Consider the following 22185-nt stretch of genomic DNA (forward strand, 5'->3'; position numbering starts at 1 on the left):
AAATTGAGCAAGTAATCCTGACATTTCTTCAAATTGACATTTAAGCTCTTTTATTATTCAGCCGTCTTCTTGTTCAAGTACCAACTAGGAATGATTTGCTTCATATCATCATACCATTCTATAATTTCCTTAGCTTGATGTTGCATTACCACTATTTCTTCAGGTCCGTAAGGTACAGCCCAGGGAAGTGATCCAACTAAGTTATTTAGAATATAGATAGCGAGAAGATTCCAAAATAAATCTGGAACCTTACCATCAAAATATCCATCTATCATACCAGACGCAAAAGAGGGAGAGACTTGAGCAGACCACACAATCCGATTGAACTCCTCCCAAGGATCTCCAAGGTCAAATCGATCAAAGTCAATGACATAAATTTTGCCATCTTCACCAATCATGAAATTTCCGATATGATAATCCCCATGTTGGAAAACCTGAGGTCTATCTTTTAGCCATTCTCGATTTGCATTTAAAAAATCAATAAAGATCTGACCGTTTTCATATTGAACGGGACATTCTTTGTATTTGGCGATTTTGTCATCAATTTTTCGATTAAAAAAGCTTTCCCAATCTTCACGAACTTCTGTTACAGGGAGTGAATGAATTTTATGAAGGATGCTTCCTGCTTCTACTCCGTAAGTGTATTGTTGTTCTTTTGAAATAGTTAGAATGGTTTCTCTTGCATCTTTTCCGTCAATCCATTCGTGTAAAGAATATACTTTGTCATCGCAGAGTTCTATGCTAATTGGTTTACACATCGGAACTCCAAGAGAAGCCACTTTCTCCATCATCTCAAATTCAAATTTCTTAGTATCTAACTTATCCTTATCAGAAACACGCAAGAAATAGTTTTGCTGATTTTGATCTGTCACACAATATTTTTTATCATCTGACCAGCCTTTATTTATGGCTATCTTACTAATAAAATTCATCAATCACTCTCCGATTCACCTTCCAACACTTCTTGCAGTTTTCACTAGTAACTCATCCAGTTCGTCTACACTTTAGTTACCTAGATCAAGATTTAGATAATGAAAACTAGTCAATTCTTTTTTCCTCTGCTAGACTCTCTAGTTCCTTGATAGAATGGCGATGTATGTGGTTCTCTTCTGTTAGATAATGCTTGTGGACATGCGAATGCCATACCGTATGCGTGTGGGTACTTCCGCCATGGGTATGGCTGAAGCTATGCTGGTGTTCATGGGTGTGTTGGCGAATAAGCGTATCTACCACCACTAGAGCAGAACCAATGATCATCACGATCAAGGCGATCACATACGTCCAGGATAAGGATTCACTTAAAAACACAAAAGCAAGGAGGGCTCCAATCAACGGATTGACAGCATAATAGGCACTGGTCTTAGCTGCTCCGAGAACATTCTGGGCTCTCACATACATGAAAATGCTAAGACCATAGGCCACAAAACCTAAAGCCAAGGCAATGGCGATATAGCCAAATCCTGGAAAGGACTCTTTTTTTATCAGGGCAATGACTAGAGCGCAAAGTCCAGAGCAGAGGCCTTTTAGTATGACAATTTGATAGGTGCTCTTTGATGATAGCTCTCTCGTGCAATTATTCTCAAGTCCCCAGCAAATGGTAGCTAGGATCACTAGCAAAGAACCATAAGAAAAATGAAAGCTGTCTGTTCCTTCAAACGACAGCAAGATACTTGACAGGGTGATTAGCCCAATAGCAAGCCATAATCTTTTGGTGACAGCTTCTTTGAAGAGAATCAGTGCAAGGACCGTCGTCGCCACAATTTCAAAATTCCCCAGAAGCGAGGCATTTGCTGAAGAACCATAGCTAATTCCAAGCATCAGAAAAATCGGAGCAGCAATATCGAGAACAATCATTCCGATAATATAGGGAAGATCCGCTTTTGTCAGGCTCTCTGCTTTCTCTCTATCCTTCTTGTTAAACAAGGACATTATCCCAATACCAATCCCGGCACCAAGGTACAGCGAAGCTGCCATTGTAGTCGGGCCAACATGCTGCAAAAGAACCTTTGATATTGGTACATTTATGGCATAAAACATAGCTGCCAGAAAGGCGAATATAATTGCTTTTGGCTTATTGTGCTCCATCAATTCAACTCCTTTATTTCATTTTTTCTGGCCATGACCTCCATATCAGAGCCAAGATCAAAACTACAGTACCACTCCGCTCCCAAAACATCCAAACCGGAATCTCGCTAAGGACTTAAAAGGTTTGGGAGACCTTTTGAGGATTAACTGCGTTTCACTAACAAACTCACACACTCGACGTTAAACGAGTGAACACTAAGTATGTCAAGTGAACCTGTCTGCATATGGAAACATGTCTATAGACCTTTTAACGATAGCATAAGGTTATCGTTAAAAGGTATTACCTCTACAAACTGGTATTTGTTTATTATGATACCTTTAAATATATAAAATTCAAAAATACTACATAAATATCATGAAAAATACAATTCCAGCTACATTGCAAAGAATGTGCGAAACTGTTGAAATCAAACAATTTCCTGTCTTTTTATAATTTATGGCATAGATTATACTGTCAATAAAAATCGTAAAAACATCATAGAATACGAGTCCAAAGTTTCCGATAGCAATATGGGCTATTGCAAACAATAAAGCAGACATAAATGCACAAACCCAAAATGGAAAAAATTTAATTGCTTTACCAAGGAAAAATCCACGCCATGCAATCTCCTCTACTAACGCTGCAATAACTATTTGAATCGTAAGGATCGGTATTTTATTATAGGACAACATCGTATCTGTTCTTCCAATAACATGAGCAGAATACGTCCCATTAAATATAATATCTCCAATAACCACCGACACTATAGCCGTAGCTACTGTAAGTAGTACCAGAGGAATTACCCATTGTTTTTTCATATCACTAAAAAAAGTTTTAAAGCGTAATCCTGATTCTATTTGTAATTTTTTGTCCATGTTGTCGACAACAAAGAAAAATAGGACTCCTGCTATAACTGAAGCTCCTGCAATGGATGTTTCGGGTTTTATCTTTGTCAAAGATAATATAGCCATCAAAGCAATCCCCATCATTGTTATATAGAATGTCTTATTTTTTATTTTAGTATAACCCCACATATAATTATGCCCTCCATAAATTCTAATTTGTCTTTGTTTAAGAATAAATCCCATTATATAATTCCATAAACTATTTAGCAAACTTTGTTGCAAGTTCATGATCAAATGCAGTGGCTAAGGTTTATCTTCTCATTCTACGAGTCCTATCCTAGAGTATAAAATATTCTTCTACTTCGCTGATACCTCAGCTCGTACAAGCAGTGATACCGCCTCAACGTGGTGCGTTTGTAGGACTCAAAATGGAATTCTGTCAATATTTCTTTTTCTTTGGTTTTGGTGCAGGTAACTCATCATACATTGAATCAAATAAGCAGGTTAAATATTCTTTGTTGTCAACATCATCTACCAATAGCATTTCCTTTGCTCCATCATATGGTAACTCGTACTTTGCATTTGGCATGTATGCTATTGCGGATTTGACAGGCTTCACTAAAAATCTATCATCATAAATTCCACCAATGATTTTCCCACGATAATAAATTATATATTCACCCATCATTGCTCTATATGATATTTCTTCCAACTCGGATAATTGTTCTAAAATGAAATCTAAATATTCTTTACTTGAAGCCATACTCCACCTCCAAAATTTGCATTGGTCTACAGGATTTTTAATACTTATATTAGTTCAATATGGTGGGCCTTCCGTTTCTACTATGCTACTTCGTAGCTCGTACAAGCAGTGAAACCGCCTCAACATGGTGCGTTTGTGGGACTCAAAAGGTTCAGTGAACCTTTTGAGGATTAGCTGCGTTTAACCAACAAACTCACACACTCGACATGATGCGTCTGCGGAAATAAGTCCACCGGCTGTACTTTCTTCAATTCATAGCCTAACTCTTGATAGAGTTTAATATCACGCGCCATGGTAGCGACGTTACATGAGATATAGGCGATGCGGTCAGCTCCTGTTTGGGCACTTGCTTTGATGAAGCTTTCAGTCAAGCCCTTGCGTGGTGGGTCGACCAGGATGGCAGTTGGTTGGATACCTTCCTTGAGCCAATTCTTCATGGCATTTTCAGCTGTATCACAGACATAGTGGGCATTGGTAATGCCATTTAAGCTGGCATTCTTCTGGCTATTCTCAACTGCTTCGGGGATGACTTCTACTCCATAAACTTCCTTGACATGCTTAGCAACTGATAAGCCAATGGTCCCAATTCCTGAGTAAGCGTCAATCACCACATCATCTTCTTTTAAGTCTGCAAAGTCAATGGCTGTTTGATAGAGCTTCTCTGCCATTTCGGTATTGACCTGGTAAAAGGCTGGTCCTGAGATTTGGAAGCTATTGCCCAACATTTGGTCCGTAATAAAGTCTTGACCATAGAGAACCCGCCATTCTTTCCCGAAAATAGCATTGGTATTCTGGTCGTTGATGTTCTGCATGATAGACACAATCTCAGGAAATTGCTTGATCAGCTGCTCGATCAACTGGTCCACACGGAAAATCTTGGGACGAGTGGTGACCAAAATGACCATGATTTCTCCTGAATGGTGCCCTCGGCGGACGACAAGGTTACGAATCAAGCCAGATTGTTCCTTCTCATCATAAGGCTTGAGATCAAAACGACGAATCAAATCCCGAAGCGCCAAAACTACCTGATCAATGACTGGATCTTGAATGTAGAAATCTTCGATCGGCATCAAATCATGAGAATTCTTCCGAAAGAAGCCTGTCTCGACTTGACCATTGACGCGACGAACAGGGACTTGGGCCTTATTGCGGTATTGAACAGGATGGTCCATGCCCAAGGTCAGGGGTACTTCTATATCAGAGATTCCTGCCATCTTGTAAAGACTATCCTTGACCTGTTTGGCCTTAAATTTTAATTGCTCCGGATAAGCTAAGTGCCCCAGGTCGGCAATACCGCTTCGCAAATAGGCAAGATCCAGCTCCTCATTGCGGTGAGGCGATTTTTCCAGGTACTCCTCTACTTTTCCATAGCCGATCTTTTTATTGACCTTGAGCACGCGCATGCGAATGACCTCTCCAGGCAGGGCATTCTCTACAAAAAAGACCAAGCCATCCACCTTAGCCACTCCGGCTCCTTCATGGGTCAGGTCAACAATTTCTACGGTTACAATTTCATTCTTATTTAGCATTTTTTTATCTTTCTACAAATTAAAAGGGACGGAGTTTGGAACACTCCTATCCCTTAATTATATCATCTTAAGCCCATTTGGGACAATTTCTTTTTATACGCATCAAAATCGACCAGCAGTCCTTGACCGCCATACATATCATAGGCATCGACCCAATCCCCATTTTCTGGAATGGTAATGCGTTCAATCCCCTTGCTGGCACTTCCGACTAGGCCAATCCCGTTGGTTAACAAGAAGGAGAACGGTACATTGGTCGAGGTCATAGCGAATACCTTTCCTAATGCTTCAGAACCAGTGAAGAGTTTTGTTGGATCCTTGATTTGGTGAACAATGGCAGACATGACTTCTTGTTGGCGTCTCGTACGTCCAAAGTCACCCTCATCATCTTTACGGAAACGAGCATAGTTGAGGAGGGTCCGGCCATCCATCCGTTGTTTTCCGACCTTAATGGTCTGATTCGGAACGACGCCATCCTTCATATTCAAGTCATCCGGAACTTCAACTTCAGAAACGGTTTCACCATCAATGGTGGAGAACTGCGCATTCATCTCCACTCCATTAGGAAAGAGGGTATCGATGGCTGTAGCAAAAGTCTGGAAATCGACCATGGCATAATATTGGATATCAATGTCAAAGTTATCCTTAAGCATCTGACGGACCAATTCCGCCCCTTGGTTGTTATTCTGCTCTCCAATGGTAAAGGCCGTATTGAGCTTCTGGTCATAGTAATCTGGATAGTCTGGATCCGTTTGCTGGCTGACGCCATCGATATGGACTAGAGTATCCCGCATGAAGCTGACCATCTTGATCTTGCCATCTTTATTATTGACATTGACCACCATGATGGAGTCTGTACGAGTCTCAGACGAGCTTTCCCCTATTCGACCATCAGTACCCAAGATAAGGATATTGACCCCGTCACTGGTCTTCTGGCCGTTAAAATACTCTTTTACAGCTGGTTGAGCATTCGTCCCACCAGGTTTGCTATTCAAACCCTTGATAAACATAAAGACCATTCCACCAAGAACCAATAAGAAGAAAAGGGCAATCCACTTTAAAATACGTTTGAAGCGGATTTTTCTTCCCTTCTTACGTTTGGGAAGACCTGTTACTTCCTCTCGATTCTTTTTATTGGATTTGGCTTTATCCTTTCGACTACGTGATGGATAGACAGGTAATTCATCAGACTCATTTTCTCCTCTACTTGAAGAAGCCTCAGACTCTTCAGCAATTGCTGAAACGGGGTCCTCTTGGAAATGTCCCTCTGATTTATTTTTTAGGTACTTGTATTCCGACTGCTCTTTCTCGTTCAGGTAATGGTAGTTGGAATAAAGGTAATCCAATCTCTTTTGTTCATGATAGGATAGGTTTTCTGATTCTCTACTCATACGTTCTCCGTTTCATTGTCTTTTAGCACATAGACCGAATAGTGGCCTAAGGTTTTGATGGATACTCCTAGGGACTCCAGTTCTTGATAGGCAGAAGCAAACAGTAATTCGTCAGCATCCACCACATCGATGATAAAAAAATATTCCCCTAGGGCCGTCTTTAAAGGACGGCTCTCAATTTTTGTTAAATTTAATTCTCTTGAAGCAAATGTAGATAGGGCCTGGCATAAGGAACCTGCAATATTACTTGGCAACGTGATGGCCAGACTATCCTTGCAGGCAACACTCTTTAAGGAGCGACTGCTTTCAAAAGGTCGCTGACCAAGAATCCAAAAGCGGGTATAATTCTGATCCATCTCTTGAATATTACTGGCTACAACTTCCAAACCATATTCATCCTTAGCCTCCAAAGGCGCAATGGCTGCAATAGGTAGTTCCGGATGTTGAGAGACATATCGAGCTGCATAGGATGTCGAAGTTGTCATCTCCAGTCTGGCTTGAGGGAAATGCTCTTGGACATAGGCTTTTCCCTGGGCTAAAGCTTGTGGATGTGAATAGATCACTTCAATGGCTCGATCCTGCTTAACGGCCAATAGTTGTTGCTTAATGGGATAAACCACTTCTGCGATAGCCTGGAAACTGGCCTGGTGAAAGAGATAGTCAATGGTCTCATGGACACTGCCTTCAATGGAGTTCTCAACAGGGATGACTGCATAGTCTACTTGATGGGATTCATAGGCTTTCAATACCTCAGTAATAGATCCATAAGGACACAATTCAGCGTCTTGAAAACTTTCTAGAGCTACATGATGGGTAAAGGATCCCTTAGGACCTAGATAAGCTACAAGCATCGAATCATCTCCACAATTTCTTCAGGTGTCTTATCAGCAACATCAAGCACATGTGTGGCTACTTCTTCATATAGGGGCAGGCGTTGTTCAAACAAGGCCTGAAACTCTTCTTGAGACTTATCAAGAAAGAGAGGGCGCTTATTTACAGGATCAGTTGCCAGTCGTTGATAGAGGCGATTAAAATCAATCCGCAAATAAATATTACAAGGATTCTTCTTGAGAAGCTGACGATTTTCAGACCTCAAGACAATCCCCCCACCAGTTGCAATGACGGAACTCTGTCCATTGAGCAAATCTTGCAACAAAAGCGACTCTTGCTGGCGAAAACTCTCTTCTCCAAAGCGAGCAAAATAGGCCGAAATCGGCATTTCTAAGCGTTGAACCAAGAGCGCATCCATATCTACAAAAGCTGGATCCAATAAACGGCCAATGGTTGTTTTCCCTGCTCCCATAAAGCCGAGTAGTACTTTAGGCATGGGACACCTTTTCTAAGTCTGCAAAGAAGGAAGGATAGCTGGTATTAATAGCTTCTGCACGCTCGAGTTCCACTTCACCCTCTCTCACAAGCAGGGCTGCAATCGCCCCCATCATGCCGATCCGGTGATCGCCAAAGGTTTGCAGACTAGCAGCATGCAAGGGCGTTTTCCCTTCAATGATCATGCCATCTTCTGTTGGAGTGATGGAAGCTCCCATGGCATTTAGACTATCTGCCACGACTTGAATGCGATCCGTTTCTTTAACTTTCAATTCTTCAGCATCTTTGATAATGGTTCGTCCGGAAGCCTGAGTTGCCAAAAGTGCAATGATTGGAAGCTCATCAATCAAACGAGGAATCAAATCACCTGAAATTTCCGTTCCGTGGAGATCAGAAGTCTCTACGACAAGGGTTGCAGCCTTAGCTACTGGATCAAGATCCAAGATTTGAAGCTTGCCACCCATTTTTTCAATAACCTCTAGAATGCCTGTACGGGTCTCATTGATCCCGACATTCTCCAGACGAATCTTGCTATTTGGGACAATCAAACCAGCTACCAACCAAAAGGCCGCACTGGAAATATCACCTGGTACCGTCACCTCACAGGCTTGGAAGCTCTGGGGCCCACGTAGGCGAATCTCTTTGCCCTTCACGCTAATCTGGCCACCGAACTGCTGGATCATATCTTCAGTATGATTCCGTGTCAGTTCCTTCTCTAGAATGACTGACTCCCCTTCTGCTTGCATAGCTGCAAAAAGAAGAGCTGACTTGACCTGCGCAGAAGCTACCGGTAATGAATAATGGATTGGTTGTAACTCTTTTGATCCATGCAGATGAAGGGGCAACATGTCTCGATCTGTTTGGCCCTGGACTGTGACTCCCATCTCTCGAAGGGGGATCGCCACTCGGTCCATTGGTCGTTTGGACAAGCTATCATCTCCAACCATGGTAACTGGGAAGGGACTTCCCGCTAAGACACCTGCTATTAATCGAGTAGAAGTGCCTGAATTCCCCATATCCAGATCATTCTTAGGCTGTTGAAAGGCCTCAAAACCTTTCCCCTCGATGGTGATCACTTGACCATCATCTTGGATAGAGACGCCTAGGTCCCTAAATACTTGAATAGTGGATAAGACATCTTCACCACGTAAGATATCATAGACCTTAGTGGTTCCATGCGCAAGGCTACCAAAGATAATCGACCGATGACTGATTGATTTATCCCCTGGAACACGAATAATTCCATTTAAACCCTTACAATTCGTTTGTAATTTCATGGCTTACCCCTTCAAGCTTTTCTAAAAATTCTACCATAAAAAAAAGCCATTTTCAACGTTCACTTGGAAGGACCTCCAAGAGGAGGGAGAAAAAGAGAGTGGGACAGAAATCGGTCATTCGTTAGAATTCGATATCGTTGTCCCACCTCCGCACAGTTGAGTAGGGCTGTTAAAGCTGATGAAATCAGCGTAGTAGAGTCCACTCAACAGCTGCGTCTTGCTCGACAATCCAAAGACAATTGAGAGGCTAGGACTTTTGTCCCAGCCTCTCCCTTATTTAAATAAATCTTGAACTGGATCAAAAATAATCCGTTCAATATCTCCTAGATAAACAGATAGTTGCTGTTGTTTGGTGAAAAATTCATTCACAATTGGATTTCCTTGTAATTTTTCAGCAAAATCTTGCATCTTCTTTTGTTGGTCTTCGGTTGGCATTTGTCCAGACTGGATAACCCCATGGATTTCTTGTTGGAAAGCAAGGTAGTCTCCGAATAAAGCTTTTGCATCCGCATCTGCATCAATGGCTTCCTTACTAGCAAGGACAGCTTTGTATTCTGGTAAGTCACGAATTCCACGTGACAATTCATTGGCTATATCATAAATATTTGACATGTGATTTCTCCTTAAAGGTTTGATTTCATTCTATTATACAAAGAATATTTTACATATTGCATTAGAAACTGATGTTTTTAAAAAAATCCTACTTGAGACCTATTTGATCACTACGCTATAATCCGTTTGCTCTGTAATCAGGGCTTCAGCCCTTGCTTGATCTGCAACTGTCTTAAAGGAAATTTGGAGGATTCCATAGACATCTTCCCGGTTTTCCTCATTAATATGAATATTGACCAAGGAAGTCCCACGAAGCAACTCCAAGATCCGAAGGATGACATCTTCTTCGTCTGGGACATCCACAAAAATGTCAAAGGTACTTTCCACCCCGCCTCGTTTGTGGATCTGCATGTGCTGGCGTTGCTCTCGACTCTGATCAAAGAAGGACCAAATGTCATCTTCTTGCCCTTGTCTTATCATATCGGCAACTTGGTCAAGGCGATTTTGAAAGTCCGCTATCCGATCAAGAACAGCACTTGGATTGGACAGCAAGATAGAAGTCCACATGCTGGGCTCACTCTCTGCAATCCGCGTCATATCACGGAATCCACCTGCAGCAAAGCGACCCGTAAGGCTATGCTCCTCTGTATAAGCAGCTGCTTGTCCCATCAGGGTTGCAGCTAATACATGAGGAAAGTGGCTGATTTGAGAAGTGACTCGATCGTGTTCAATAGGATCCACCTCGATGAAACGGGCTCCAAGCCCTGAGAGCAAATCCTTCATTTCCAAAATAGCACTGGGATCAGTCGCAAGAGTTGGAGTAAAAATGTAATAAGCATTTTCAAAGAGGGTAGAGTCAGCCGAGGCAGCTCCCGTCTTGTGACTCCCCGCCATGGGATGCCCACCGACAAAACGGACTGGGAGATGGTTAAAAGCTTCTTGACCCGCTTCTACAATCGCCCCCTTGGTCGACCCCACATCCGTTACAATAACCCCTTCTTTCAGTGGCATTTTTGACAATTGCTGAAAGGTTTCAATCGTTTGTTTCACAGGTAAGGAGACGATGATGACATCTACTTTAGAAGCAAACTCTTCAAGATTGGCCGTCACCTTATCAACAATCCCATTCTTCAAAGCAATATCCCGCGAGGCTTGACTGCGATTATAACCTAATAGAGTAACTTCTGGATGGCCCTTCCGAATCCCCATGGCTAACGAAGCTCCAATCAGTCCGAGACCGACGATATATACAACCTTTTCTTCCATTTATTTCTCCAGTTAGAAAGCTTTGGTATAGGCCCGATGAAGCTCGACAGCTTCCTTCAATTCCTCCAGATTATCAGAAGAGAACTTGTCCAAGACTTCTGTAGCTAAGACCGTTGCCACCACAGCCTCCATGACTACTCCCGACGCTGGAAGTGCTGTTGGATCACTCCGCTCCACCGTTGCCTTATATGGCTCATGCGTTTCAATATCGACACTCATGAGGGGCTTATAAAGGGTCGGGATTGGCTTCATAACCCCACGGACAATAATGGGCTCCCCATTGGTCATGCCTCCTTCAAATCCGCCTAAATGATTGGTTCGACGGGTATAACCATTTTGTTGGGACCAGAGGATTTCGTCCATGACCTGACTGCCTTTGCGACGACCAGCTTCAAAGCCCATTCCGAATTCTACTCCTTTAAAGGCGTTGATGGAGACAACCCCTTGAGCAATTTTGGCATCCAATTTCTTGTCCCATTGGACAAAAGATCCTAGACCAACAGGCACACCACCTACAATGGTTTCAACGATCCCTCCGATGGTCTCTCCTTCTTTCTTCACGCTATCGATATAGGCCTTGATTTCTTTCTCTCGCTCTCGATTGACAATAGAAACCTCGGATTGAGCGACCGCTTCTTTGATTTGCGAAACCGTAAGATTTTCTGGAACCTCTACTTCGATGCCACCGAAATTAACGATGTGGCTGGCTACTTGGATCCCAATCTCTTCTAATAACCGTTTGGCTACTGCACCAACTGCTACCCGCATAGTCGTTTCCCGAGCCGATGACCTCTCCAATGAATTGCGTAAGTCATCGAAACGGTACTTGATCCCACCGACCAAATCAGCGTGGCCTGGACGAGGCTTAGTAATTTTCCGAAGTCCCTTTTTCTTTTCCTCCACATCACTGACAGACATGATCTCCAGCCATTTTTGATGGTCTAGGTTGGTGACATTCAAGGTGATGGGGCCTCCCATGGTCAATCCATGGCGAACTCCGGAGGTGATCTCGACATGATCGCTTTCAATCTTCATCCGTGCTCCACGACCGTAGCCCCCTTGGCGACGTTTCAACTCAGCATTGATAAAATCAGCGGTCAAAGGGAGTCCTGCAGGCACCCCTTCAATAATAGCTGTTAGTCGTGGTCCGTGTGATTCTCCTGCTGTTAAATAACGCATGGTATCTCCTTTGTCGATTTCTAGTTTAAAAAGTCTCTCATTTCTTCCAATGGGACTGGATGAATCTGACAAGTGCCAATTTCTGGGACCAAAACGAGTTTCAATTGATTGCCCCTTGCCTTCTTGTCCAAGGTTAAGGCTTGATAAAGCTCTTCCTTATCCCATCCATGGAATTCTACTGGTAAGCCAAATTTTTGACACATTTGACGAATGGCCTGTGTTAAACCGGCTTGGACGAGTCCCTTGGCTTCTGCCACCTTAGTGACTTGTACCATCCCTATCGCTACGGCTTCTCCGTGCATGACCTGGCCATAACCTGCAGTCGCTTCAATGGCGTGTCCAAGAGTATGACCAAAATTCAGATAAAGACGGATGCCCTGGTCTAGCTCATCTTCGACGACCATCTTGCGTTTAACTTGACAAGAATGGGCAATCAGGGATTCTGCATGCTCATAAATAGACTCGACAGAGCCATCCATTCCTTCCAATTCTTCCCATAATTCTGGATCCTCAATGAGTCCATACTTGATGACCTCCCCCATGCCCTCGATCAACTCACGTTGACCCAGGGTCCGTAGCATCTCAGGGTCAATCAAGACTCCATCAGGTTGGGCAAAGGTTCCTACCATGTTTTTAGCATAGAGCGTATTTACTCCAGTCTTGCCTCCAATAGAAGAATCGACTTGAGCTGTCAAACTAGTTGGTACTTGGACGAAATGAATCCCACGCATGTAAGTGGAAGCCACGAAACCAGCTAGATCTCCGACAACGCCACCACCCAGAGCAAGGATCCCATCCGATCGTGTCATGCCATTCTTCGCTAAGAATTCATAAACTTTCTGAACAGTCGTTAGATTTTTACTAGCTTCTCCTTCTAGAAACTCATAATGAACAACTGTAAATCCTTCACTTTCAAGGCATTTCACTACCTGACTTGCATAAAGGGATCCCACATGGTTGTCTGTTATGACTGCTACTTTTTGAGGTTCCCATAAATGACTGAGCCAAGTTCCAACCTTTTGGATCGCTCCATTCTCAATGACAATCTCATAACCATTCTTTGGTAGATCAACATTCACCTTCATAAGTATCTCCTTTCAAATCCATGTGAAAAAGATTACAATTTCACTATTGTATAAAAATAGAAAACAGAGCATACTTGATTAAGTTTTTCTGTTTTCTTCCATCATTTTTCTAATACATAATCTGGGTATTCCAATTTCAAAGCTTGCCAGACTTCCTCTTCCGGGAAAGTTTTATCCGTCATCAGTTCGAAGGCAACGGCAGCTTGTTGGAAGAGCATTCCCAAGCCATTTAAGGTTTTTGCCCCTTGTTCTTCTGCTAATTGAAGAAATGGTGTCTTGGCAGGAAAATAAGCTAAATCAGCCACTAGACAACCTTTAGGAAAGATAAAGTCTTTCGGAATAGGGAGAGAAGACCCGTCCATTCCTATTCCTGTAGCATTGATCAATAAATCGGTCCCCTCTATCGTTGCATTTAACTGATCCCGACGGGATAAGTCATGGAGGACAATTGAAAAAGAGAGAGCTTCAGATAGTGGAGAGAAGGTAGCCTGATACTTGGCTAAACTTTCTGGGCGAACAAATAAATGTATCTCTGCCACTCCTTGTCGAATAGCTTCTAGGATAATGGCAGTTGCTGCCCCGCCTGCTCCCAAAAGGACAAGTTTCTTATCCTTTATAGAAAAAGTCTTGGGTAGACTCTTTAAAAAACCAAGTCCATCGGTATTGTATCCTGTTAAGCAACCATCCTTCTGAACAATTGTATTGACCGAACCGATGAGTTGGGCACTTTCATCCACCTGATCTAAGTAGGGTAGGACTTTTTTCTTATAGGGCATGGAAATATTGGCGCCCAACATATCCAGTACTCGTAACTGTTGAAGACTTTGTTCAACTTGTTCTTCTGCCACTTCCCAAGCAAGGTAGACCGCATTGGTGGCGGTTAGTTGGTAAGCATGATTGTGAATAAAGGGCGAGATACTATGACGAATGGGCTTAGCAATGACGGCCGCCATTCGCGTATAGCCATCAATCCTCATCTAAGATCTCCCGAATCTTGTGCATGCTTGCCAAACTGATTTGACCTGGTGCACTTTCCTCTCCAACACTAGCATAGGACCAAACAGAACCAGTTAAATCGGCAGCAATGCGAGAAATTCGGCCAATTTTCCCCATAGAAATTGTAACGAACTCTTGTTCTGGATTTAGAGTTTTAAAGCCACGTGTATAGTTCATCAAGTCGAGAACATCCCGCTCAGTATGAGCCATCACAGAGACCTTTACCAATTTCGGTGTAAAGCTGGTTAATTCCGACATAATTTCCATCATGTTTTCAGGGGTTTCCTGGAAATTGTGGTAGCTTAAGCAAAGATTGGAATAATCCATCATCTGATTAAACTCGGCCTGGTGACCAAAGTACTCAAAATCGACATAATCCGGATGATAGATGTTATTGATATCATGGATAATGGCTACGTACTCTTCACCAGAAAGTTCAATTTCTCCTCCCTGCTCCCGTGTCCGCAGGGTAAATACAATCTCACGACCGGCAAATTTTTCAAAGATGGCAGGCGCAACTTGTAAGATATCATTTTTATCCAAATAATCCGCACGCCATTCAATGACATCTGCTTCCTGATACCGACTGGCATCAATGGCCTGTGCTTCTTCAAAATTTCTTGGCATTACAGAAACAACTAATTTCATTGATCCACCTTAATTGTAAAAACTTTCAAGTAATTACTACTTTCTTCCTTTTCATTGTATCGAAAATCAGCTGGAAGTCCTACCTCACTGATATAGCGATGTTTATGGCCTTTAAAGCCCTTTTCAATTTCTTTTTTAAATTTGTCTCGACTGACATTCGCAGCGTTGGTACTAGCAATCAAAATACCTTTTGGATTTAAAATCTCTAGGGACTGCTCAATTAGTTTGTGATAATCCTTCGCAACTGAGAAGGTACGCTTCTTATTGCGAGCAAAACTCGGCGGATCTAAAACAATCACATCATAGGTCAAACCATGACGCTTGGCATACTTATAATAATCAAAAACGTCCATGACAATAAAGCGGTGCTGGTCTAATTCTAGACCATTTGCCAAAAAATGAGCTTCAGATAGTTCCCGACTACGCTTGGCGAGATCCACAGAGGTCGTCTCCAGTGCTCCTCCCATAGCAGCTGCCACTGAAAAAGCCGCCGTATAGGAAAACATATTGAGCAAGGTTTTGCCTGTTGCTAAACCATCTACTAAACTAGCGCGCACTTCATGTTGGTCCAAGAAGATTCCTGTCATCAAGCCATCATTCAGAAAAACTTGGTAACGAACTCCATTTTCCAAAATACAGAAGGTCTCTGGAGCTTCTTGACCAAATAGATGAGCTGACTCATAACCGGGATCCTTAAAACGGATTTTTTCATATCCTCCCAAGACTTCAGGAAAAACTTCTTGAAAAGCTGCAACGATCAAGTCTCTGATTTGATAGACAAAGGCATTGTATATGGAAAAGACGGCATAATCTTCATAGAGATCAATGGTTAAGCCTCCAAATCCATCGCCTTCTTGATTAAAAATTCTAAAAGCAGTATCCAATTCCGACTGATAATAGGAGAGACGTTTAGACTTAGCTTCAGCAAATAAGTGACAAAAGTAAGCTTGATCCAAGGTGATTTTCTTCGGAGAGATGACCCAACCAAGCCCCTTGTTTTGCTCGGAAAGGTAACCTGTCCCAACAAAGTGGCCCGAAGCTGTAACCAGTTCGACAACCTCATTGTCAAAGGGGAGCTGCCCAAAGTCAACCTTCTCTAAAATCTTATAACCTTTATGGATTTTCTTCTCAATTTGTCGGTTAATTGTCAGCTTTTTCATACTCTCTATTGTATCAAAATTTTCAAAATTTCACAAAGTCTCTTCCTTAAAAATACGATTAATAACAAAGTGATCTCCATCGTTTTAAACATTCTTGCTCTTTTTGTTTAGTAATAGATTACAAATCTCAAACTTAGACTTTCTATCCCTCATTATCTGCTTGCTTTATTTTCAAAACGATCTAAATTATGGTATACTGTTGTAAGAAAATTTTTAGGAAATAAGGCAAGGAAGTATATTTTTGTGAAAAAAATTACCAAAACGATACTCGATGCTATGAGTACCAGACTAGGATTTGTCTTTACCCTACTGTTGCTTTATTGGTTTAAAACCATGTGGGCCTATACAGTAGACTTTAATCTAGATATTCAAGGCTTCTATCAGGTTTTTCTTGCAATCATTAACCCGATACCGTTAAGTCTCTTATTCATCGGTCTCGCTTTTTATATTAAGAGAACCAAACTCTTCTATTTGCTATCTTTTAGCATCTATGTCATTTTATTTATCTGGTTGATATCCAATTCGATTTATTATCGTGAGTTTACAGATTTCGTAACTGTCAATACCATGCTAGCCTCTAGTAAGGTATCCGCTGGTCTTGGGGCAGCAGCCTTAGAATTGTTCCGACCTTGGGACATCATCTATATTCTAGACTTTCCAATTCTAGCTTTCCTCTTTTTTAAAAAATTGGTCAAACTAGATCCCCGTCCATTTAATAAACGGGCAAGTTTTGCAGTTACTTCTCTCTCTGCTATGCTCTTCTCTGCCAACCTTTTCTTGGCAGAGATTGACCGTCCGGAGTTGTTAACGCGTGGATTCTCAAATTATTATGTAGTCCGTGCGCTTGGCTTACCAGCCTTCTTAGGTTACAGTGCCAACCAGACTTACATGGCAAATAAAGAACGCTCAAAAGCCTCTGAAGTAGACTTGAAGCCAGTTGAAGAGTATGTTGCTAGTCACTATGCTCAACCAAATCCTGAAACCTTTGGTCTAGCTAAGGGACGAAATGTCATCTATATCCACTTGGAAAGTTTCCAACAATTCTTGATCGATTATAAATTGAAGGTCGATGGCAAAGAATACGAAGTAACCCCTTTTATCAACTCACTTTACCATTCAAATGAAACCTTTGCATTTGCTAATATCTTCAACCAGGTAAAAGCTGGTAAAACATCGGATGCAGAGACCATGATTGAGACGGGCTTGTTCGGCTTGAACCAAGGTTCCTTTATGGTAAACTACGGGGGGACAAATACCCAGCAAGCAGCTCCTTTTATTCTTTCTAAGAATGGCTACCAATCCAGTGCTGTTTTCCACGGAAATGCCGGAAGCTTCTGGAACCGTAATACAGCTTACAAACAATGGGGCTACCATTACTTCTTTGATGCCTCATACTTTACCAAGCAAGATGATACCAACTCCTTCCAATATGGACTCAATGACAAGATCATGTTGAAGGATTCCATCAAGTACTTGGAACACATGCAACAACCGTTTTACACCAAGTTCATTACGGTTTCCAACCACTATCCTTATACGACAAGTCTGATTGGTGACGAAATCGGCTTCCCTCTTGCAGAAACGCAAGATGAAACGATTAATGGCTATTTTGCAACAGCCAATTACTTAGATTCTTCTATCAAAGCCTTCTTTGACTATTTGAAAGCCTCTGGACTCTACGAGAACTCAATCATTGTCCTCTATGGAGATCACTACGGTATTTCTAATTCTCGAAATCCAGCCCTAGCTCCTTTGCTCGATAAGAACTCGGAGACTTGGTCTAGCTATGACAATGCCATGTTGCAGCGCGTACCGTATATGGTGGTGATTCCAGGTATGGACAAGGGGAAAGTCATTGAGACCTACGGTGGAGAGATTGATATGCTTCCAACATTGGAACACTTGTTAGGAATTGATTCTAAGAACTTCCTTCAAGTTGGACAAGACTTATTATCTCCAGATCATAGTCAAATCGTTGCTTTCCGTTCATCTAACTACTTTGTGACCCCTGAGTATACAAGTTACAGTGGCCGGACCTATTACACCAAGACTGGTGAAGAAATCACCAATCCAGACGAAACAACGAAAGAGCAACTCGATAAGATCCGTGAGGCAGCCAATCTACAACTCAAGATTAGTGATAGTATCCAAACCGGAGACCTCTTACGGTTCTATACTGGTAATAATCTTGGGAAAGTTAACCCAGATGATTTCTCTTACAATAACTCGATGAAAGCATTGAAGAAAATCGAAAAAGAAAAAGGAGATGCATCGACCAGTCTCTATAGCCAAAAAGGCAATCAGTCAACGGTTGATCTCTTCAAGGCACCTAGCTACAAGGAACTCCATCCTGAACAGTTCAGTTCTTCTTCATCATCGAGTGAAGATTCTAGCTCAAGTAGTTCAAGTTCATCTTCATCAGAGAAAAAATAAGATTAGGGTTTCCTAATCTTATTTTTAAATGTAGACAAACTATTTTTACTTAAGGTATCTGGATTGTTTTTCAAAAACAACTTCTATTAATTTGGATCATTAAAGCAAATCTAAAACTTTCCGCTGTGAGAAAAGTGCTTGAAACACATGTTTCAAGCACTCGGGAGTTTTGAAACTTTAGGTTCAAAACTAAGTCTTGGAACTTCCTGGATTGCTGAAATTATCCACTGGATAATTTCACCTAACCTCCGTACTCGCCTAAGGAAAGTTTTTAAGATGGCTTTATCTTCAATTTGAAATAAGATTGGGATTTCCCAATCTTATTTTTTTATTTTATTTCTTCCATTCGAAAACGGAAGCTGTTAAATTCTCAACATAGAATGGTCGTTTATTCCGACTATTTCCAACAAGAAGCTCAAGATGATCTGCGTTCTGGAGATAGAATGGAAGTCCACTGGTGTTAAAGATAACATAATAGTGTTTATCCCAATTTAATTCAAAGACAACGACACCACTACCCATATCCGCTGTATGCACAAAGACATGTTGGTAAATTTCCTCATAAGACTCAAGTGACAAGGCAGGTAAAGTCTTCTTCAAATGAATGATTTGGCGAATATAGTCAATCGTATCCTTGTTGACAGACACCAGATTCCAATCGACTTGGTTAACGGCATCTGGGGCATTGTAAGAATTCATGGCCCGTTCCCTATCTTGAGCAGTTACTTCGCCATCCGGCCCAGTTGCAACCAACTTGGTTCGTAGAAACTCTTGGCCAACTTGCATAAAGGCCATCCCTTGGAAGAGGAGGTTCATAGCAGTAGCTACTTCTACCTGCTTCTTAATTTGTTCTTTGGAATCATTTGGATGGACATAAGAAAGTAAATCGTAAAGGTTGTAATTATCATGGGCCTCAACATAGTTGAGAACCTGACTTGGAGTTAGGAAGGATCCCAACTCTGCACTACCCAGAACGGACCGCGCAATGATGTCTTCTGTAGACTTCCGACTAACATAGCCACGTTTGACAGAGCCAAAGACCTCAGCCCCCTTAATGGCATCTCGAGAGGTATCATTAAAGAAACCGACTTGGGCCATTTGATAAGCATTGTCCTTCTTGGCCTTATCTTCTGGAGCCAAGCCTGTCCCCATATCCCAACCTTCTCCATAGAGGAGGATCCGTGGATCAATAGCATCCATGACTTCACGGATTTCATTCATCGTATCCACATCGTGAATGCCCATCAAGTCAAAGCGGAAACCGTCAATCTTATATTCATTTACCCAATATGTCAAGGAATCAATCATGAACTTGCGATACATCTCATGCTCACTGGCTGTCTCATTCCCGACTCCTGTACCATTTTGGAAGGATCCATCTGGATTCATCCGGTAATAATAATCAGGAACAGTTTTTTGAAAGGCACCATCTTCTGTCGAATAGATATGATTATAAACGACATCCATAACCACCGAGATCCCTGCTTCATGGTAGGCGTGGATCATTTCTTTTAATTCGCGCATGGTGATCTTAGGATCGTGAGGTTTGGTCGAATACCAAGTCTCAGGTGCTGAATAATTCTGCACATCGTATCCCCAGTTGTAGAGGACATTGCCTTCTTCATCATAAGTCTTATAGCGGTCGGTGACTGGTTGCAGTTGCACCACATTAACCCCTAATTCCTTGATATAGTCAAAGGCTGTGGCATCACCCTGGGCGTTCTTAGTCCCAGTCTGGTGAGCCCCTCGGTAGGTTCCTCGATAGGCTTCGTCCACACCGGAAGTTGGAGAAATAGTCAAATCCCGGATATGCATTTCATAGACAACCGCCTGACAGGGATTATCCAATCGCCAGTCAGCCTTTTCATACGCTTCTGTTTGAAAGGCAGGGAAGATGCAATCATGATGGGAAAGAATGGCTGATTTTTTCCCATTTTCACTGGTAGCGATCGTATAAGGATCACGCGCAATCTCTGTATGGTAATCAAAATAAACCTTGTACTGATAGGCTAGTCCACTGAGGTTCCCCATGACATCGGCATACCAGACACCACAGTTATTTCGAACATGGTCACTAGATTCACGCTGGCCACGAACCATTGGGACAATCTTCCAAACCTTGCTGTCATTAGCGACAGAATCATAGATGAGGAGGTCTACTTTATTGGCAGTAGGCGCCCAAAGTTTAAAGCGGTAATCATCATCCTGTTGGCGATAGCCCAACCATCCTTGATAACCCCACTTGGCATCAAATTCCTGGTGATGAGTCGCCATATCAAAAGCATGTGGCTTCCGACGGCTGTATTCATGACTCGTCATAGCAGCCTGCAAGGAATAATAAACGGTCTCATCTCCCTGAATCAACCAGACTTCTCTCACATGCCCTTCAGGCAAAAGCTCAATATGGTATTCGTCTGACTGACTGATCCAGTTTCCTTCTTTGATGATGACATGGCCAAACCGTTGAGGCGTCTCACAGTCATAAACTAAGAGTCCCTCAACTCCAAAATAATCGAGCTTGGAGAAGGACACTTCCTCTCCCCAAACTCCTTCATGCCACTTCCACATATCACGGGCAAAATAATCGCCTACGGGATGATGGTAGTGGATTTTAACTTGATACTGATGCATCTTATTGTATTTCCTATTTCCTAACTAAGAAGAAACGAACATTGCCCACTCTCAGCAACGATTCTCCATTATTCTTCTGATTTATATTCCGAATGGAACAAGGCATCGTCATTAATTTCATCGATGTTGGCAAAAAATTCTAAGTGATTATGGAAGACTTCCAGTTCCACTGGTGTATCTCCACCGTATTCACCATCTAAATTGATCTTGAACTCTTCTTTCTTATCCAAAACTTCAATCTTCAATTTAGAGGTTTTGAGGTATTCAATATTTGAATCCTTGACATGTTTTCCACCATTGACGGCTTGCATAATTAAAGACAACATATCAAATAATTTAGCGGTTTTCACTAAAATCAAAGTGAAATTACCATCATCCAATTTAGCATCTGGTGCTACACTTTCAAAGCCACCGATTGAATTGGTCAAAGCCACGAAAACAAGAGAAACTGGTCCAACATAGACCCCATTATCGTGTTCAATCCGCACCTTGCGGGTTTTATTTTTGGGGAACTTCTTCACCCCTTCAGCCACATAAGCAAAGTAGCCATAACGCGACTTCACCTCACTCGGTACACTAAAGGTCAATTCAGACAAGGTCCCTGCAGCAGCAATATTGATAAAATATTTACTTCCGTATGCCCGTCCAATGTCCATTTGGATGGTTTGGTTCTTTTCAATAATCCTTGCAGCAGCTACAGGATCTCCCATTGGAATCTTCAGAGCACGCGCGTAATCATTGGTTGTTCCCGTAGGGATAAAAGCCATTTTTGGACGGTGTTCGAGACTAGCAACCCCGTTAACTACCTCATTAATGGTTCCATCTCCCCCAGCGGCAATGATCAAATCAAATCCTGCCTTAGCAGCCCGTTCTGCTTCTAATTGGGCTGATAAGGGCTCTGGAGTGGTCTGATAGGCACTTGTTTCATAGCCGACATCCTCTAACACATCTAAGACTTCTGCGATGTTCTTTTTAATGATTTCCTGACCAGAGGTCGGATTATATATCACTCGTGCTTTTTTAATCTTATTTTCCATACATG

At 42.1% G+C, this 22185-nt stretch carries 19 protein-coding genes; 1 reads left to right on the forward strand and 18 read right to left on the reverse strand.

The window, feature by feature from the left end:
* Window positions 1-53: 53 nt before the first annotated feature.
* The 16 genes from DW738_RS03860 to DW738_RS03940 form a co-directional block, all read right to left on the reverse strand.
* Entirely contained in the window at window positions 54-932 is an 879-nt protein-coding gene (locus DW738_RS03860) for a phosphotransferase (RefSeq protein ID WP_123160373.1), read from the reverse strand.
* Between the two features lie 106 nt (window positions 933-1038).
* Window positions 1039-2085 (reverse strand): DMT family transporter, encoded by a 1047-nt coding sequence (locus DW738_RS03865; RefSeq protein WP_123160374.1) that lies wholly within the window; start codon window positions 2083-2085, stop codon window positions 1039-1041.
* A gap of 342 nt (window positions 2086-2427) precedes the next feature.
* The gene (locus DW738_RS03870) at window positions 2428-3153 is read right to left on the reverse strand and encodes a CPBP family intramembrane glutamic endopeptidase (protein ID WP_229038959.1); all 726 of its coding nucleotides are present in this window, start codon (window positions 3151-3153) and stop codon (window positions 2428-2430) included.
* Window positions 3154-3349: 196 nt separating this feature from the next.
* The gene (locus DW738_RS03875) at window positions 3350-3673 is read right to left on the reverse strand and encodes a TfoX/Sxy family protein (RefSeq protein WP_123160375.1); all 324 of its coding nucleotides are present in this window, start codon (window positions 3671-3673) and stop codon (window positions 3350-3352) included.
* 170 nt (window positions 3674-3843) lie between these two features.
* A complete protein-coding gene (gene rlmD, locus DW738_RS03880; RefSeq protein ID WP_123160376.1) occupies window positions 3844-5202 on the reverse strand; it encodes a 23S rRNA (uracil(1939)-C(5))-methyltransferase RlmD in 1359 nt (452 codons plus the stop codon).
* Between the two features lie 62 nt (window positions 5203-5264).
* Window positions 5265-6590: an LCP family protein gene (locus DW738_RS03885; RefSeq protein ID WP_123160377.1), complete on the reverse strand. Its 1326-nt coding sequence runs from the start codon at window positions 6588-6590 to the stop codon at window positions 5265-5267.
* On the reverse strand, window positions 6587-7441 hold the full coding sequence (gene pheA, locus DW738_RS03890) for a prephenate dehydratase (RefSeq protein ID WP_123160378.1): 855 nt from the start codon (window positions 7439-7441) through the stop codon (window positions 6587-6589). The genes DW738_RS03885 and pheA overlap by 4 nt, the downstream gene beginning before the upstream one ends.
* The gene (locus DW738_RS03895) at window positions 7432-7917 is read right to left on the reverse strand and encodes a shikimate kinase (RefSeq protein WP_123160379.1); all 486 of its coding nucleotides are present in this window, start codon (window positions 7915-7917) and stop codon (window positions 7432-7434) included. The genes pheA and DW738_RS03895 overlap by 10 nt, the downstream gene beginning before the upstream one ends.
* Window positions 7910-9193, reverse strand: coding sequence for a 3-phosphoshikimate 1-carboxyvinyltransferase (gene aroA, locus DW738_RS03900; protein WP_023023589.1), 1284 nt, complete (start codon window positions 9191-9193; stop codon window positions 7910-7912). The genes DW738_RS03895 and aroA overlap by 8 nt, the downstream gene beginning before the upstream one ends.
* A gap of 273 nt (window positions 9194-9466) precedes the next feature.
* Window positions 9467-9805, reverse strand: a complete 339-nt coding sequence (locus DW738_RS03910) for a YlbF/YmcA family competence regulator (protein ID WP_023023590.1) — start codon at window positions 9803-9805, stop codon at window positions 9467-9469.
* A 99-nt stretch (window positions 9806-9904) separates the two neighbouring features.
* Entirely contained in the window at window positions 9905-11011 is a 1107-nt protein-coding gene (locus tag DW738_RS03915; RefSeq protein WP_023023592.1) for a prephenate dehydrogenase, read from the reverse strand.
* A 12-nt stretch (window positions 11012-11023) separates the two neighbouring features.
* Window positions 11024-12190: a chorismate synthase gene (aroC, locus tag DW738_RS03920; RefSeq protein WP_123160380.1), complete on the reverse strand. Its 1167-nt coding sequence runs from the start codon at window positions 12188-12190 to the stop codon at window positions 11024-11026.
* A gap of 20 nt (window positions 12191-12210) precedes the next feature.
* A complete protein-coding gene (aroB, locus tag DW738_RS03925) occupies window positions 12211-13275 on the reverse strand; it encodes a 3-dehydroquinate synthase (protein WP_123160381.1) in 1065 nt (354 codons plus the stop codon).
* Between the two features lie 101 nt (window positions 13276-13376).
* Window positions 13377-14252, reverse strand: coding sequence for a shikimate dehydrogenase (gene aroE / locus DW738_RS03930; protein ID WP_123160382.1), 876 nt, complete (start codon window positions 14250-14252; stop codon window positions 13377-13379).
* Window positions 14242-14919, reverse strand: a complete 678-nt coding sequence (gene aroD, locus DW738_RS03935) for a type I 3-dehydroquinate dehydratase (protein WP_023023600.1) — start codon at window positions 14917-14919, stop codon at window positions 14242-14244. Before aroD ends, aroE begins: the two co-directional genes overlap by 11 nt.
* Window positions 14916-16079 (reverse strand): class I SAM-dependent rRNA methyltransferase, encoded by a 1164-nt coding sequence (locus DW738_RS03940; RefSeq protein ID WP_023023601.1) that lies wholly within the window; start codon window positions 16077-16079, stop codon window positions 14916-14918. Before DW738_RS03940 ends, aroD begins: the two co-directional genes overlap by 4 nt.
* 243 nt (window positions 16080-16322) lie before the next feature.
* Here DW738_RS03940 and DW738_RS03945 point away from each other — a divergent pair, with 243 nt between their 5' ends.
* Entirely contained in the window at window positions 16323-18512 is a 2190-nt protein-coding gene (locus DW738_RS03945; protein WP_123160383.1) for an LTA synthase family protein, read from the forward strand.
* 333 nt (window positions 18513-18845) lie between these two features.
* Here DW738_RS03945 and pulA read toward each other — a convergent pair whose 3' ends face one another.
* Together pulA and DW738_RS03955 are read right to left on the reverse strand one after the other, a co-directional pair.
* On the reverse strand, window positions 18846-21143 hold the full coding sequence (gene pulA / locus DW738_RS03950; RefSeq protein WP_123160384.1) for a type I pullulanase: 2298 nt from the start codon (window positions 21141-21143) through the stop codon (window positions 18846-18848).
* 68 nt (window positions 21144-21211) lie between these two features.
* Window positions 21212-22180, reverse strand: coding sequence for a diacylglycerol kinase family lipid kinase (locus DW738_RS03955; protein ID WP_123160385.1), 969 nt, complete (start codon window positions 22178-22180; stop codon window positions 21212-21214).
* Window positions 22181-22185: the final 5 nt, after the last annotated feature.

This window comes from Streptococcus sp. AM28-20 (assembly GCF_003603595.1).
GTDB classification, from domain to species: Bacteria; Bacillota; Bacilli; order Lactobacillales; family Streptococcaceae; genus Streptococcus; species Streptococcus ilei.